The following is a 15,802-nucleotide window of genomic DNA, read 5'->3' as shown; positions in this document are numbered from 1 at the left end:
GGGGCGATGAGATCGGGATTGTTGAGCGCCGCACGGAAGATGCCGAGAATGCCCGAAAGATAAAAATGTTTGAGCAGCTCCAGCCGACGGCGTTCCTGCGGGTCTTTGATGTCCTCGACGTTCGGGGTGTCCGGGAACAGGATCGGCTGGATGTACGGCCATACGCTGTTTTCGGCTCGTTCCACGAACTTCGGATCTCCATGCGGGCCGAGCAGCACCCTGCCATAGCGGAACAGCGTCATGGGTACATCCGTCAGTTCGGGCGTGATGGCAAGCTTGCCGTCGCGCATCGATGCGGAGAGCATCGCATCGCGCTGCGCGATCAGGTCGTCCTCGATCTGGTCGCGCACGTCCCGCACCGACGAGAAGTACAGGTAGAACGTGGCCCTGTTATAGCCAGCCATATCGGTGATCTGCTTGACGCTGATCTTTTCGATGGGCTTCTCCTCATAGAGCTTCCAGAACGCCTCCTTGATGTTGCGAATGGTCTGCCCGGTCTGTTCCGGATTCTTCTTGGCCATGGTCCCGCTCCTTGATGGAGGCGGATTCGCAGCGCTCGTCGCGCCCGTCGAGAATCACTCGATGAATCCACCGGAATTGTCGATTGATGAATGCTGGTGACCTCATTATCTTGTTATCCGACGACATAGTGTCGAGTGATTAACGAGAGGAACCAACCACCATGTCATTCCTGGAATTCCATGACGTCGTGCGCCGATACGGCAGCGGCGAGTCGGCCGTTCTGGCGCTCAACCACGCCTCCTTCGACATCGAGAAGGGCGAACTCGCCATCATCCTCGGCGCATCCGGCGCCGGCAAGTCCACCACGCTCAACATCCTCGGCGGCATGGACCGCGCGACTTCGGGCACCGTCACCATCGACGGCAAGGACATCGTCAAGGCCAGCGAGGCGGAACTCACCGATTACCGCCGCTTCGACGTCGGATTCGTGTTCCAGTTCTATAACCTCGTGCCCAATCTCACGGCCCTTGAGAACGTGGAGCTCGCCTCGCAGATCTGCCCCGACGCACTCGACGCCCGCGAGACCTTGGAGAAAGTCGGACTCGGCGAGCGCCTAAACAACTTCCCGGCGCAGCTCTCCGGCGGCGAGCAGCAGCGTGTCGCCATCGCGCGCGCCCTCGCCAAGAACCCGAAGCTCCTCTTGTGCGACGAACCGACCGGCGCGCTCGACTACAACACCGGCAAGCAGATCCTCCAGCTGCTGCAGGACGCCTGCCGCGACCGCGGCATCACCGTCGCCCTTGTCACGCACAACTCCGCACTGGCCCCGATGGGCGACCGCCTGATCCGCTTCCGCTCCGGCAAGGTCACCGAAATCATGACGAACGCCAGCCCGACGCCCATCGCGGACATCGAATGGTAAAGGAGTGAACGCTATGGCACATGCACAACAGCACGCGAAGCGGCGGTCCGGGAGTCGGGCGCGAGTGAAACGCACCGCGCTCTACAAGGACGCCTGGCGGGCCGTCGCCTCCAACGGCAAGCGATTCGCGGCGATCGCGGTGATCGTCGCGGTCGGCGTGATGATGATGGGCGCGCTTTCGTCCATCAGCAACGATTTGCGCGGCGGTCTCGACGGTTTCTTTGACAAAACCGACATGCACGATCTGAGCATCGTCTCCACGTTCGGCTTCGACGATGACGACATCAAGGCCCTGTCCGACGTGGACGGCGTGGGCTCGGTCGCCGGCCAGCGGTCGGCCAGCGCGTACACCAAGATCAATGGCAAGCAGTCGTCCGCCACGGTGACCGAGCTGAACGACCAGGGCCTTGATCAGCCGTACCTGACTGATGGCCGTCTGCCCAAGGCCGCACATGAGATCGCCGTCACCGAGCAGTATCTGGCCGACAGCGGCAAGGCGCTGGGGGATACACTCACGTTCACGCTGGGCGAATCCACGTCCGTGGCGCAGCTGATTTCCGGGGCGTCTTCTGCTGATTCGTCCGATGCGTCGAGCGAATCCGATTCCGGCACGTTCGCGACCGGCGACTACACCATCGTCGGAACCGTCATCGATCCGAACGACATCGTCAACCCATCCGGTCCGATGGCGTTGATCTCCGGCGCCAAAACCGTCTACCCGCTGTTCGTTTCGTCCGAGGCCGCGGCCGCGACGGATGCGCCGTATACGTCCGCGCTCATCAGCGTGGACGGCGCCGCCAACCTCAACACGTATGACGGCGATTACCTGACGCTGGTCAAACGGACGCAGGACGGTATCGAGAAGATCCAATCATCCCGTGAACAGGCCCGCACAGCTGCCATCAAAGACGCCGTGCGCGAACCGGTTGAAAGCAAATTGGACGAACAGAAGCGAACCATCGAGGCCCTGCCCGACGGCAACCCGATGAAAACCGCCGCCGAGCAGAAGATCACCGAAGCGCAATCCCAGCTGGAATCGAAGCTCGACGCACTGCCGGACGCCACATGGATCATCCGCGACCGCAGCGCCCTGACCAGTTATGAGGACGTCAAGACCGAATCCGAGATGATCAGTCGTCTCGGCAAGCTGTTCCCGATCCTGTTCCTCGTCATCGCGATCCTCGTGAGTCTGACTGCCGTGGCCCGCATGGTGGAGGAGGACCGTCAGCTCATCGGCACATATAAGGCGCTCGGCTACACGCGCGGCGAGACGATGCTCAAGTATCTCATCTACTCGTCCGCGGCGGTGCTCGCGGGCGGTGTGGTCGGCGACCTCATCGGCTTGGCGGGGCTGCCGTTCGTGTTCACCAAGCGTATGCTGCACATCCTCTATGTGATCCCGACCTATCCGCTCATCATCGACTGGCGTATCGGCATCGGTGGCATCCTGCTGTTCCTCGTGCTCATCTGCGGCAGTGCGATGGCCGTGTGCGCGGGCTCGCTGCGCTTGCAGCCGGCCGAACTGCTGCGCCCGAAGGCGCCGAAGGCCGGCAAGACCATCGTGCTGCAGCGCATCGGATTCGTCTGGAACCATTTGAGTTTCCTCGGCAAGGTGACCGCGCGCAACCTGTTCCGCTACAAGTCCCGTGCACTCATGGTCATCATCGGCGTGCTCGGATGCACCGCGCTCATGACCGCCGGTTTCGGCATGGCCTCCTCCGCGATGACGATGATGCCCCGCCAGTTCGGCGAGATCGCCACCTACGACGTAATGGCCGTGACCAAGGCCGCCGACCACGACAAGGCGCAGAAGGCGCTGGACGGCGACGATGCGGTGGAATCGTCGGTCCCGATTCATCTGGAAAGCGCGACGCTGTCCGCGGGCGATGCCGTTGGCGGTAACGGTGACGCCGATAACAGCGGTTCCGGTAATGGCGGAGCAGCCGAGGATAGCAAGCTGACCGTGCAGCTCATGGTCATCCCGGACGGCGAGTCGCTCGATGGCTACCTCGATCTGCATACGACGGACGGCCGGACCATCGTGCTGGATGAGGGGAGCGAGGCCACGGCGGTCGTCACCGCAAACGCCGCGAAGACCTTCGGTTTGGACACCGGCGCCACGGTTGAGCTCGCTGATGCGATGATGGATACCGCCCAAGTGAAGGTCACCGGCGTGGCCCAGTACTACACCGGCAACATCGTGGTCATGTCCGAAGCCGCCTACCGTGCCGCGTTCGACGTGAACAACGATACGGACCTCGCGCTCAACGCCGACCTCATCAAGGTAAAGGGCGACGACGACGCGCAGATCGCGTTCGCCGACGACCTGGCCGGACAGGACGAGTACCTGACAGTGGTGAGCACCGCCAAGCAGACGCGCGACTTCACCAAGAGCTTCCTCATCTTCTTCGTGATGATCGGCTTCATCGTGGTCATGGCGGCGATCCTCGCGGTGGTGGTGCTCTACACGCTCGCTTCCACGAACATCTCCGAGCGCGAGCGCGAGCTCGCCACCATCAAGGTGCTGGGCTTCCGCAAGCGCGAAGTGCACGGGTATGTGAACAAGGAGATGCTGCTGCTCGCCTGCTTAGGCATCGCGATCGGTCTGCCGTGCGGCCGCGGCCTGCTCGGATTCCTCCTGAGCCAGCTCGACCTGCCGGGCATGAACATCGTGCCGAACGTGGCATGGTACTGCTATGCCGCTGCCGCACTGCTGGCGTTGCTGTTCACCGTGCTGGTCGAACTCGCCACGAACCGCTCCCTTGACAGCATCGACATGGTCGGCGCATTGAAGAGCCCCGAGTGACGAACGAATCAGAACAACGGATCCATGTCCGCCCCCGATTCGCCGATCGCATCGGCACGGGGGCGGACGCGCGCCTCAACGATCCATGAACCGCTTTCGTCCAGCCGCGCCCTAGCCTCGAAGGCCCCCGTCTCGAATCCGCGGCGAATGCCGTTATTGATCTTGTATGCGGCCTTGCGCGCCGCCGAACGGTTCGCGGCGTCCGCGACGAGATGCCATCCCTCGTGGGTGAGCAGCCAGCGGGCAAGCTTGGGCCCATTGCGCTTGACGTTGAGCTGCTGTTCGTCCTCCACGGTCGCCTTCGGCGATTCCAATCCCAACTCGCGCAGACGGAACAGCCATGCGCGCGCGGAGGCCCTATCGGGAAAATCGAAGATTATACGCACGCGATCCATGCGCTTCACGATACGCGACCGGATACATCGACTCGCCGCATCTCGCGTATCGTTGGAATCATCGCATGAACCCGTACGGATAGGGGAGGGAAGCCACATGGAGACGAAACGAATCCCGGCAAAACTCATCGGACTGATCGCCCTGCTGGCGGCGGTCGCCATCGTGTTCGGGCTGGTCGTATGGAACGCCTCCCGTCCCGCCCCCACGACCTCCCAACCGACCAGAACCGTCACGGTCGACGGATATCTCGGAGGAGAGAAGATCGGTCTGTTCGACGATCCCGAGTTCGGCAGGATAGCCGCCGCACAGGGTCTCGATGTCTCGTATCGCAAAGCCGGAAGCCTTGCGATGATGGACGCCGATCGAAAGGGCCTCGACTATCTGTTCCCCTCCTCCCGCATCGCCGTCGAATACGGCAAGGCGCAGGGAGTGAAGGCCGTGCGCAGCGATATCGTGTTCAACTCGCCGATCGTCATCTACACGCATAAGGCCGTCGCCGACGGTCTGGTGTCCACGGGGCTCATGAGCGTGAAGGACGGTGTGTATCGCATCGACATGGCCAAGGCGGTCACGGCCATGGAGGCGAACAGATCATGGACGGACGTGGGGTACGCCGCCGGCTACGGACAGTTCCGCATCGACTCGACCGATCCCGTCCAATCGAACTCCGGTAACGAATACGCGGCCCTCATCGCCACCGTCATGAACGGCGGCGCACCCGCCACCACCGAATCGGTCACACGAGACGGCCCACGCGTGAAGGCCATCTTCGAGAAATCGGGGTGGATGGAGACCTCCAGCGAGGATTCGTTCAGTCAGTTCCTCACTCTCGGGGTCGGTTCCAAACCCATGACCGTGGGATACGAAAGCCAGATACTTGATCTTGCGGTCAACAAGCCGGACGCGTTCAAGCAGGTCAAGGACGATATCGTCATCGCCTATCCCACGCCCACAGTCTGGAGCACGCATACGCTCATGGCTCTGGATGAGAAGGGGGAGAGACTGCTTGATCTGCTCACCTCCTCCGACGTGCAACGTCTCGCGTGGAGACGTCACGGATTCCGGTCCGTCGATTACACCGGTGACGACTCCATCGCGCGGTTCGGCGTGAACGGCGTCGTGGATCAGGTCACGGACGTGGCCGAGCTTCCCGGCAATCAGGCCATGCAGGCGCTTATCACAGCGCTGAAATGATGATCGTCGAATAACTGTCGAATGAACAATGCAATGGGTTCTCCGCCAGCAACCACGTCAACGGACCCGACGACCAGAGCTCAGTGCCGGGTGGCACCGAGCCTGCCCTGCTCCCTGCGGGACAGCTCCTCAAGCGTGGGCATGGACGAGAGCGTGCTCCGGGCCGACTCGAGTCCTTCGAGCATCGAGCATTGGCTCGGCACCTCGCCGTCGTGAACACGCAACATCCTGAGCATCTCATCACGGCTCATTGGTTTCGCCGTCATCAACAACCTCCCTGACTGACGTCGATTCGTTCTTCATCCAGCTTAATCGCCGTTTGTCTCGACGGTGGGCTAACTTGGCCACCATCGATTTCAATATCGTCGATTCTGCTGCTTTCTGCACCTGTTATCCCATTTTTAGCATCGGGCGGACCAACCCTCCTAGGGTGTCGGCCCTGTTTCCCATTTTTCGAAAGGACCAAGCATGTTCATCAAACAGCGTTCCGTCTTCGACTATCAGGCGATCCTTGCGGATGCGCCGAACGGCGTCGAGGCGCGCATCACGCGACTGACCCCCAATCTCACCTACGACGTCACGGTGATCGTTCCCGAATCGTATGGTCTTCCCGCATCCATCGAGGATAAGGTGGTCATCACCTCGATGGACCGCAAAGTCGTCCACCGGTCGTTCGACGCGTTGCACGACGCCCGCACATGGGTGAACGATCTGGTCACGACCGCCTGAATCCCCGTCATCGCGCCTCTCTCGGAAACTGCACTCGCCCCGTTGCGACACGCCGTTCGGCATGTCCCGGACGCGTGCAGCGGATACGCGTCCACCCATCGGCCATATACCGTGTGAAGCGGATATTGTCGGGGTCCGAACAGCGGGATCCGGCCCATCGAACCGGCACCGAACCGGCGTCAGGCAAAAATTTGAGACCGAAATTTAGTGAAAGGCACCTCATGGCCTGAAAACACAGTTAATATAGATGGAAGTTGCGTCATGCACGCAGTTGAAATTTAAGATTAACGATACGTGAGGACTAATGGCAGAAGGTAGTACCGGAAGGCGGCGGTTTTCGGACAAGTGGGGTAAGCACGAGCTCGATGTGCTGGCCGTGTTGTCATCCGCATTCCCGCAGTGGCTCACCTCACGTCAGATCGCGCAACGAGTCAAGGCGTACGCCGACTCCTACGGGGAGCTGGCCGATCAGGCCGCCAAGGCCGCTTTCGCCAAGCAGTTCCAGCGCGATCGAGCCAAGCTGGCGGCCATGGGCATCGCCATCGAATCGCGTCAGCCCGAGTATTCGTCCAAATCCGAAGGTCAGGACTTCGCCTCCTATAGGCTTCAGCTGGGAGACGAACCACGAGTTCGACTGCGCTTCGATCCGGAGGACATGCCAGTGCTGGCCGCAGCGAACTATCTGGCACGATCCATGTCGATGTCCAGCGAATCCGATCAGTCGGCGGCAAGCAGCCATGCCTCCCGCACGGCGCCTAGGGTTCCCCAGACCCCGATTCCGGGTCTCGGCCTCGATTCGATCGCCCCGGGGCTGGGCACGCAGACCATTCCGGATGCGCTCGTCAAGGTCATCGACTCACGCCGTTTCGCCGCCACCATCGACGTGGACGGCGAGCACATCAACGTTGCGTACACCGATTCAGATGATCTGGCCATGTACGTGCTCGAGCATCCGGGCGCTTCGATCGTCAGCCCTCAGGAGGCGGCCGACGCGTTCCACCGCCGTCTCGTCGCCGCCGAGGCACTTGCTCTGGCCGACGCCGACGCCGAGAAGAAGGCCGTCGGTACCGCCGACGCCACGCGAACTGACAACGACCGGGAGATGGATGAGGATGACGGTTCCAAGCAGCGTTCCAAGAAGTCGTCGTTCCAGACCGGCAGCGAGGTGGATCGTCGTCTCCGGCTGATGCTGTTCCTCTCCGCGCATCTGGGTGAGGAGTTCTCGCTCGAGGAGCTCGCCGAACGGTTCATCGGCCGCCCCCGCACCCCGGAGGAGCTCAAGAAGTCCGTCAATGTGATCCACAAGGACATCAACACGCTCACCACCGTTTCCGATGACGGCGAGATGGCCGGAAGCCAGTTCTTCGACATCGACTGGTCGCTGCTGGATGCCGAGGGCATCGTATCGGCAACCAATTCGCTCGGTCTGGAACGGCTTGCCGGCATCTCACCCCAGTATCTGAGCATGCTCACCGCATCCGTCAGCTATCTGGCCCATTCGCCGCTGCTCCCGGATGATCAACGTGCCCAGGCCGAAAGCCTTTATCATCGTCTGCATCAGCATGTCAAGCCCGGTCAGACCCCGTGGCTGAGCCTGACCGGTTACGAACTCGAACCACACAACTTCGGCATGGTCAAACGAGCCATCACGTCGCAGTCCCTGCTTGACATGACCTACACGGACGGTGCCGGCAACAATCGTCGCCGTCTCGTGGCACCGGTCAAGATCTATGTGGATGAAGGCGTGTACTACGTGGCCGTATGGACCGATGTGGCCAAAGCGGCTCCGGCGGACAAGCAGGACATCATCCTGAAGAACCCCGCCATCAACAAGGCCAACGGCAAGCCGCGCACCTGGCAGGTGCTTCGCATCGCCCGCATCGAACAGGCGAAGCTCGTCGAGCCGACCACGCGTCTGGATATTCCGGACATGCCGTTGAGCGAGCTGCGCAAGTGGAGCTTCGACAACGGAACCGCTGCGGCGTTCATCACCGACACGAAGGATATGTCCTTCGTCAAGAACCTGCCCGGCGCCACCGTTACGCCGTGTGGTGACGGCGAGAAGGTGAATCTCATCGTCTCATCCGATTCGTGGTTTGTGGCGTTCTGCATCGCACATGCACGTCATATCGTCGCCGTTGCGCCCGAGACGCTGCGTACGATGATCGTGGCCCGTGCACAGCGCGAGCTGAGTATCGCCGCACGCGACGCGGATTGACGGACCGACAGGACGCTTTGCGCGTATGTTCTACGATCGTCGTAGAACATACGCAGACGGAAGGGGAAGAGTCATGCCTTGGTGGATCTGGCTGCTGCTGGCGCTGTTCATGATCGCCATGCTCGTCATCGGTGGCATCTACGTATTCCGGCGTGCCCTCGCCGCATTGTCGGTGATCTCCGAAACCGGTGCACGGATCGGAGATCGGCTCACACGTATGAGCGAGCCGGTCGATCAGGAGAATCCTGACGAGGCACCGATATTCACGCAACCGTTGAAGGTCGCCGCCGAGCGCTACGAAGAGGCGCACGTCGGCGTGATCCTCAGGAAGGAAGCCAGACGAGACCGCCATGTTCAGGCATGGCGGCGTTGGCGTCACGGCATTCTCGGATAAATGAGCACAAAGAGCAATATCACAAAGAAACACCGCAACGGCGATCACGATGCGGTCATGTCCTCGCCCGCCGCACGGTACGCCGCGTTCAGGAAGCGTCAGATCCGCACCTCGAGTGTGGCGTCACGCTTCGCGCGTACCCTGCCGTTCGAACTCGACGACTTCCAGACGCAAGCCGACGAAGCGCTTGAGGCCGGCAAAAACGTCCTCGTCGCGGCACCCACCGGAGCCGGCAAGACGGTCGTGGCCGACTTCGCCGTCTATCTTGCGCAGGAGCGCAACGTCAAGGCGTTCTACACCACGCCGATCAAGGCGCTGAGCAATCAGAAATACCACGATCTCGTCGACGTGTACGGTCAGGACAAGGTGGGTCTGCTCACCGGCGACACCTCGATCAACTCCGAGGCGGACATCGTCGTGATGACCACCGAGGTGCTGCGCAATATGCTCTATGAGCACTCCACCACACTCGATGCGCTCCATTACGTGATCCTCGACGAAGTGCACTACCTCGCCGATCGGTTCCGCGGACCGGTGTGGGAGGAGGTCATCATCCATCTGCCCGAGCGCGTACGCATCGTGGCACTGTCCGCAACGGTCTCCAACGTCGAGGATTTCGGCAAATGGATCTCATCGGTCAGGGGAGACACCGAACTGGTCGTCTCCGAGCGCCGTCCGGTTCCCCTCGAACAGCATGTCATCGTTCAGCAGGACGACCGCACCGAGCCGGAGATTATCGACCTGTATCAGCGTGACGACTCAGGTGAGCAGACCACCAAGGTCAATCCCGAACTCGCCAATCGCCTCGACCAGCTCGACCGGCGTGCTGCAAGACGTGCCGGCGCGGAGCGTCCTCACAAGGGCCATGATCATGGCCACGGTGGCAAGGGTCGGGGGCGAGCGGGGGCGCCGGCTCGCAAGCCGGAACGGCATACGCCGCGTCGGTGGGCCGTCGTCGACGAACTCAACTTCCTCGATATGCTGCCCGGAATCTACTTCATCTTCTCCCGCAACGGATGCGATCAGGCCGTCGAGCAGTGCATCAACGCCGGGCTCGAGCTCACTAGCGAACAGGAGGCGAAGCGTATCCGCGCCATCGTCGACGAGATGGTCGAAGGGCAGCTCTCGCAGGATGATCTCAAGGCGTTGGGCTTCTCCCGCTTCCGATTCGCACTCGAGGAGGGGTTCGCTTCCCACCATGCCGGCATGGTGGCCCTGTTCCGACAGATCGTCGAACGACTGTTCGAGGAGGGACTCGTCAAGATGGTCTTCGCCACCGAGACGCTGGCCCTTGGCATCAACATGCCCGCACGATGCGTCGTGGTCGAGAAACTGGAGAAGTTCGACGGCACCGGACACGTGGCGCTGACGCCGGGGGAGTTCACCCAGCTGACCGGCCGCGCCGGACGCCGCGGCATCGACACCATCGGACACGCGATCGTCGTCGATCATCGAGGATTCGTCCCAGCCACGGCGGCGGCGCTCTCCAGCAAGCGCGTCTATCCGCTGCACTCGAGCTTCAAGGCCACGTTCAACATGGCGGTGAACCTGCTCAACGCCAGTGATTATGAGACCAGCCGCATCACGCTCGATCATTCCTTCGCGCAATGGGAGGCGAACGCCTCCGCATGGCAGCTGGAATCGCGCATGGCCACGCTCCGTGAGGCTATCGAGGGCTACGAGCGCGCCTTTGCATGCGATCACGGTGATTTCAGACAGTTCATGACCCTTCGCATGCAGCTGAGCGATCTTGAGAAAACCGAACGCAATCGACTCAAACACACGGCCTTCTCCTCCGACCAGGCGCGTTCCGACGCGTTCCGCGATCTGGATCGGCGCATCGGCGATCTGCGCAGGCAGGAGCAGCAGCATCCGTGTCGCGAATGCCCCGACCTGCAGCAGCATCTCAAATGGGGGCACCGATGGACTCGCGAGATGCGCGAACTGATGCGTACGCAGGAACGCTACGATTCACGCACCGGTTCCGTGGCGCGTCAGTTCGATCGCATCTGCGACGTGCTTACCGAACTCGGATATCTGGAGCAATCGGGTGAGCATGATCTTGTGCTCACCGAGCACGGACAGCTGCTGCGCCGCCTGTACAGCGAACAGGATGTGGTGCTTGCACAGGCGATCCTCACCGGCGCTCTTGATCTGCTTCCCCCGGCAGGTCTTGCTGCGGTGCTGTCGCTGCTGGTGTATGAGGCGCGTCGCGGGCTCGGTGGCGAGCCGCGTTACTATCCCGGATCGGTGCATGGTCCGATCGCCGTGGCCGCCGGAGAGCTCAAGGCGATCCGCAACCAGGTCAACGCACTGTGCGAGGATCACGGACTCGATCCGCTTCCCGATCTTGATGCCGGCATTCTCGACATCATGTACGAATGGGCCGATGGAAGGGATCTGGCGGACGTCCTACACGGCGTCGAACTGACCGGTGGCGACTTCGTGCGCAATGCCAAGCGGCTTGCCGACGTGCTGCAGCAGATCGCGGCGGCCGAAGCATATCTCGGCCCTGGCAGCGAATCTCTTGCAAAACGGGCGCGTAGAGCGGTCGAAATGGTCAATCGAGGTGTCGTATCCTATTCCGGCGTCGACTGAGTTTTCCCTCAGACCGGAATATAACGCTCGTCCGAGCTGTTTCGTAATGTTGATAGGTCGTATAAGGAGGACGTGAACTATGGCAGAACGCAGTCTGCGTGGCATGAGCATCGGTGCGAAGTCGTTGGAATCCGATTCCAACGTCGACTTCGCCGCGCGCGAAGAGGTCGCCTACGTGTGCCCGAATGGACACCGCACCATTCTGCCGTTCGCCGAGGGAGCCGAGATCCCGGACGAATGGGAGTGCCGTTGCGGTTCGACCGCGCATCGCGAGGGAGAGGACGCCGAGGCCAACGAGATCGCCAAGCCAACGCGTACCCACTGGGACATGCTGCTTGAACGTCGTAGCGAGGAGGAGCTCAAGGAGCTGCTCGAGAAGCGCCTGCAGATGCATCGTGACGGCTGGATCCCAGATTACGAGTGATTCCCTAGGCAATTCACGAATGGCAACGTATAAGCGATACGAGTACCGCGAACGAGTGTCATGAGTGAACAGTGCATGAACGTTGTGCCCGGCCCGATGGACCGGGCACTTTTCTTCCGTGCTACAACGTAATCTATTCTAGGCAAGCGGCCCGGGGTACAAGAACATGATCCCGTGACCGACAAGGAAATGACGAGATAATCAGGGGAGTGACACCGATGGCTGAACATCCGAGGAACGTGGTCCTGCTTGATCTGGACGGCACGCTCACCGATTCCGCGCCCGGCATCATCGCGGCCGTGACCGAGACCTTCAAGAAGATCGGCATGACGGTGCCAGATGACGAGGAGCTGCACCGCTTCGTGGGTCCCGCCATCATCACCTCGCTACGTCGCAATCATGTCCCGGAGGATAGGCTGGACGAGGCCGTCGACATCTACCGCGACTACTACGCCAACCAGAACGTGTTCGACGACCCGAACAACCCCGGTCAGAAGGTTGCCGGCCGGTACGTCAACAAGGTGTTCGACGGTATCGCCGAGCAGCTCGACATCCTGCGCGCCGACGGCTATTACCTTGCCGTGGCCACGTGCAAGCCCGAATACCAGGCCAAGCCGATCTGCGACCGCTTCGGCGTGACCCCGATGGTCTCCGGCATCTACGGCGCCAGCAAGGACAACTCACGTCTGACCAAGGAGCAGGTCATCCGCTACTGCTTCGAGCATATCGACTTCGACGCGGCAGCCGGCGACAAGGCGCTCATGGTCGGCGACCGTTGGACCGACGCCGACGGCGCAGTCGCCTGCGGGCTCGACTGCCTCGGCTGCGGTTGGGGATACGCCGAACCCGGCGAGCTCAAGGAGCACGGCTGCTACCGCATCATCGACGACATCGCCGACCTGAGCGCCGCGGTCGAGGAGTACTTCGCGAAGTAGAGTTGCGGCAGTGACATTCCGTTGGTGGTGACATCCCGTCAGTTGCCCGGATCGATGCTCATGCGGATGTAGGCGGCATGCTCGCGCAGGTATTCGCGTAAATATGGAATCGCGAAATCAACGAGACCATAGCCTTTGTCCTCGATGACCTGAGCCTCCAGCAGTCGGGCTCGGTACGTGCTGGCGTAGCCGAGATCCTTGCCCATGCGGTTGGCTATCACCGATGTTGAGGAAGGACCGTCATCCTGGGCCATCGCCAATAGGTATGTCTTGTCCACGGGGGAGAGGCTGTCCAGTTCCGGACCGTGCACCGTGTCTCCCAGTCGGGAAAGCGCCTTGGCAATGCCCGGCTCCGCGTCCTCCATGGAGATGACGGGATCCAGAGGATGCCGGCGGCTGGCGAGCCGCCAGATGTGGTAGCCGACCAGTTGCACCATGAACGGGTAGCCATAGGTGGCTTCGGTGGCGGTGCTCAGCGCCTGACCGGCAATCGTCATGCCGGATTCGGAGAAGGTGTCCTCAAATGCTTCCGCCACGTCGTCCAGTGAGACATCCGCCAAGGTATGCGGTTCGGCGCGGCGCATGAATGTGGTCGCGTCGTCATTGAGCCACTTCGACGACATGGAGGGCAATCCGGCGAACACGAACGCGAAGTTGCGGTTCTCGGTGTTCATGTCCTGTGCGGCTGTCGCGATGGCGATCATATCGTCCTTGTCCGTGGCTTGGGCCTCGTCGATGGTGATCAGCAATCCGTGACCGTGTTTTTCGACATCGTCCAGAACGTTCCGTAGCGCATCGGACAGTGTCAGCGGCATTTGTTGCGGCGATTCGTAATGGAATTCTCCAAGGCTGCCTCCTGCAACGTTCGCGATATTCGCGCTCGGATTGATGGTGAATCCGAAGGATCCTTTCCCGGAGTGCAGACGAGTGACCAAACGCGCGGCCAGTCCTTTGGAGGCCGACTCGCGGATGGTCTTCCATCCGCGGCCATCCGCTATGCGGGTGAACTCCGACAGCAGCACGGTCTTTCCTACACCTCTGGCGCCGGTGATGCGCATCAGACGTGATGGGGCGCCGGGGCCATCGTCCAGTCCCTCCGTGAAATCGTCGATGACTTCATCCCTGCCTATCAGCAATGGGGGAGTATGGCCTGCACTGGGCTTGAAGGGATTCCCATTCGTCCTGACCATGGCAGTCCTTTCAGGAGAATTATGAAACATTCATAAAGATTATAAAACATTATGAAAACATAAAAAAGCTCCTCACGATCTTGTGAGGAGCTGGAGAAATGTTGTCTGTGGCGTGTGTCGGCAGCCTCGACAGCAGGATTCAGTAGCAGTCCCACTGATAGACGGCGCGGGACAGGTCCCAGGCGCGCAACGCGTCGCGGGGGATGAGGATGTGGCCGATGCCGTTGTCGCCGAGCATCATCGAGAACTCGATGCTGTCGATCTGGGCGAGCTGGACGAGGTCATCGTCGTCATCGAGCCAGTCACGCGGATCATTTTGCGTGAACGTGGGATGACCGCCGAGCAGGTGTCCGCCCGTCCCCAACAGTTCGAACAGCAGATCGTCGATGTCCGCGTCGTTGTCGTCATAGAAGTCGCGAGCCTCGTCCCCGAGCTGGTCGAGGCACTCGTCAATGAGATCCTCGATTCCTCGGTCGCTCATGTCCATGGGATTGCAGATAGGGGCGCCGACGAGTTTGAAAGTGACGTCGGGACCGTTGAACGGCAGGTCATTGAGGCCGGACGTCCATGACGGCGCTACCTCGCGCACGTCGCTGAGCAACGACGCAGGCAGATAGCGGATCTCCCACGAATGCTCCGCCTCGACGTCCTCGACGATGAACAGCTGCAACAACCCGTCCGTTGGATACCCATCCATATGCGGCAGATCCGCGAAATTCCACTGCGCCAACAGGAACAGGGGGCGCTCCGTCGGCATCGACCGGATCGTTCCACTCCGTCGGCACCAGGTAGGAGCCACCGTATTTCGTGTCCGTCAGGGCAGGCGAAGCGAGATCCTTATTGTCGATGTCGCGCAACGTCTGTGGATCGAGGATCGCGTTGCCGTCCGCCGCCTGCACATGCAGGGCCACAGCCGAAATCGAAGTGCGTTCCCGTATCATGTCCGCGATCGTCGAGGACAGTCCTTCAATCGTCGTCACATCATTGTTTGTGTCCATGCCGGTTCCCTTCCCGAAGTATCCGGTACGGTTCCAGTCTACGCGGAATCGCGTCGGATCGTACTGGTACTGCGCGGGTGCCTTCGGTTTTCGGATTCGTCGTATGCGCCATGGATGTGCGTAATGTGGACCTGTTATGTGATATGGACGACATTATGGATATGTGTCGGCCGTTACGTAACAATGGGTTGTTACCGTTCACACTATGTTCGTCAAACAGCATACGAATCTTGATTATGCGGCTACGATGATCGGCGGTCCCGCCGGGGTCACCGCGAAGATCACCCGCCTGGCGCCCAGTCTCGCCTATGATGCGACGGTGGTCATCCCGGGGTTCTATGAGCTGCCGGAGATGGTCACACGCGACGCGTCCACTGTGGACAAGAAACGCGTCATCGTACACGGTTCCTTCGCTGGATTGCACGAGGCCTGCGCTTGGGTGGATCGGCTCACCGGATCGCTACATCAGACCGTCGCGGCCTGATCTGCAGCCTGACCGGTTTCGATCCGACGGGGGCATGCATCTGCTGCGTCTC

General features: G+C 61.1%; 13 protein-coding genes and 3 pseudogenes. 11 read left to right on the top strand and 5 right to left on the bottom strand.

The features are described 5' to 3' along the window. Nucleotides 1-371: 371 nt before the first annotated feature. A pseudogene (locus BCAL_RS13640) lies at nucleotides 372-521 on the bottom strand (TetR/AcrR family transcriptional regulator); the annotation flags it as partial. Between the two features lie 161 nt (nucleotides 522-682). On the opposite strand from BCAL_RS13640, the gene BCAL_RS01735 reads away from it, so the two are divergent. Then, complete coding sequence (locus BCAL_RS01735) at nucleotides 683-1,384, top strand: ABC transporter ATP-binding protein (protein ID WP_043166462.1); 702 nt, start codon at nucleotides 683-685, stop codon at nucleotides 1,382-1,384. 13 nt (nucleotides 1,385-1,397) lie between these two features. Next, the gene (locus BCAL_RS01730; protein WP_081887175.1) at nucleotides 1,398-4,190 is read left to right on the top strand and encodes an ABC transporter permease; all 2,793 of its coding nucleotides are present in this window, start codon (nucleotides 1,398-1,400) and stop codon (nucleotides 4,188-4,190) included. Between the two features lie 8 nt (nucleotides 4,191-4,198). Here the strand turns inward: BCAL_RS01730 and BCAL_RS01725 are convergent, their stop codons facing one another. Further along, nucleotides 4,199-4,585: a hypothetical protein gene (locus tag BCAL_RS01725; protein ID WP_052119221.1), complete on the bottom strand. Its 387-nt coding sequence runs from the start codon at nucleotides 4,583-4,585 to the stop codon at nucleotides 4,199-4,201. Nucleotides 4,586-4,682: 97 nt separating this feature from the next. On the opposite strand from BCAL_RS01725, the gene BCAL_RS12535 reads away from it, so the two are divergent. Further along, the gene (locus BCAL_RS12535) at nucleotides 4,683-5,780 is read left to right on the top strand and encodes a substrate-binding domain-containing protein (RefSeq protein ID WP_043166465.1); all 1,098 of its coding nucleotides are present in this window, start codon (nucleotides 4,683-4,685) and stop codon (nucleotides 5,778-5,780) included. Between the two features lie 80 nt (nucleotides 5,781-5,860). Here BCAL_RS12535 and BCAL_RS01715 read toward each other — a convergent pair whose 3' ends face one another. Then, nucleotides 5,861-6,046 (bottom strand): hypothetical protein, encoded by a 186-nt coding sequence (locus BCAL_RS01715; RefSeq protein WP_043166467.1) that lies wholly within the window; start codon nucleotides 6,044-6,046, stop codon nucleotides 5,861-5,863. A 202-nt stretch (nucleotides 6,047-6,248) separates the two neighbouring features. Here BCAL_RS01715 and BCAL_RS01710 point away from each other — a divergent pair, with 202 nt between their 5' ends. The 7 genes and pseudogenes from BCAL_RS01710 to BCAL_RS01685 all read left to right on the top strand — a co-directional run bounded on the left by BCAL_RS01710 (nucleotide 6,249) and on the right by BCAL_RS01685 (nucleotide 13,078). Beyond that, on the top strand, nucleotides 6,249-6,509 hold the full coding sequence (locus BCAL_RS01710) for a hypothetical protein (protein WP_043166468.1): 261 nt from the start codon (nucleotides 6,249-6,251) through the stop codon (nucleotides 6,507-6,509). A gap of 304 nt (nucleotides 6,510-6,813) precedes the next feature. Next, a pseudogene (locus BCAL_RS14020) lies at nucleotides 6,814-7,558 on the top strand (helix-turn-helix transcriptional regulator); the annotation flags it as partial. Between the two features lie 86 nt (nucleotides 7,559-7,644). Further along, nucleotides 7,645-8,727: pseudogene (locus tag BCAL_RS14015) on the top strand (helix-turn-helix transcriptional regulator); the annotation flags it as partial. A gap of 73 nt (nucleotides 8,728-8,800) precedes the next feature. After that, nucleotides 8,801-9,121, top strand: a complete 321-nt coding sequence (locus tag BCAL_RS01700; RefSeq protein ID WP_043166473.1) for a hypothetical protein — start codon at nucleotides 8,801-8,803, stop codon at nucleotides 9,119-9,121. A gap of 57 nt (nucleotides 9,122-9,178) precedes the next feature. Continuing rightward, nucleotides 9,179-11,719 carry a DEAD/DEAH box helicase gene (locus tag BCAL_RS01695; RefSeq protein ID WP_238549590.1) on the top strand — a complete coding sequence of 847 codons (2,541 nt, stop codon included), beginning with the start codon at nucleotides 9,179-9,181 and terminating at the stop codon, nucleotides 11,717-11,719. Nucleotides 11,720-11,798: 79 nt separating this feature from the next. After that, entirely contained in the window at nucleotides 11,799-12,143 is a 345-nt protein-coding gene (locus BCAL_RS01690) for an RNA polymerase-binding protein RbpA (RefSeq protein ID WP_043166477.1), read from the top strand. A gap of 218 nt (nucleotides 12,144-12,361) precedes the next feature. Beyond that, nucleotides 12,362-13,078: an HAD hydrolase-like protein gene (locus BCAL_RS01685; RefSeq protein WP_043166478.1), complete on the top strand. Its 717-nt coding sequence runs from the start codon at nucleotides 12,362-12,364 to the stop codon at nucleotides 13,076-13,078. 38 nt (nucleotides 13,079-13,116) lie between these two features. On the opposite strand, the gene BCAL_RS01680 is transcribed toward BCAL_RS01685, so the two are convergent. Both BCAL_RS01680 and BCAL_RS01675 read right to left on the bottom strand, forming a co-directional pair. Continuing rightward, nucleotides 13,117-14,298, bottom strand: a complete 1,182-nt coding sequence (locus tag BCAL_RS01680; protein ID WP_238549581.1) for an ATP-binding protein — start codon at nucleotides 14,296-14,298, stop codon at nucleotides 13,117-13,119. A gap of 109 nt (nucleotides 14,299-14,407) precedes the next feature. Next, nucleotides 14,408-15,025, bottom strand: a complete 618-nt coding sequence (locus BCAL_RS01675; RefSeq protein ID WP_043166482.1) for a DUF1963 domain-containing protein — start codon at nucleotides 15,023-15,025, stop codon at nucleotides 14,408-14,410. A gap of 446 nt (nucleotides 15,026-15,471) precedes the next feature. Between BCAL_RS01675 and BCAL_RS01670 the strand changes: the two genes are divergently transcribed. After that, on the top strand, nucleotides 15,472-15,750 hold the full coding sequence (locus BCAL_RS01670) for a hypothetical protein (RefSeq protein WP_043166484.1): 279 nt from the start codon (nucleotides 15,472-15,474) through the stop codon (nucleotides 15,748-15,750). The last annotated feature ends 52 nt before the right edge of the window (nucleotides 15,751-15,802 follow it).

This window comes from Bifidobacterium callitrichos DSM 23973, from assembly GCF_000741175.1.
In the GTDB taxonomy this organism is placed as follows: domain Bacteria; phylum Actinomycetota; class Actinomycetes; order Actinomycetales; family Bifidobacteriaceae; genus Bifidobacterium; species Bifidobacterium callitrichos.
Note: the sequence above shows the minus strand (reverse complement) of the source record. Positions and strands in the feature narration are given on the sequence as shown.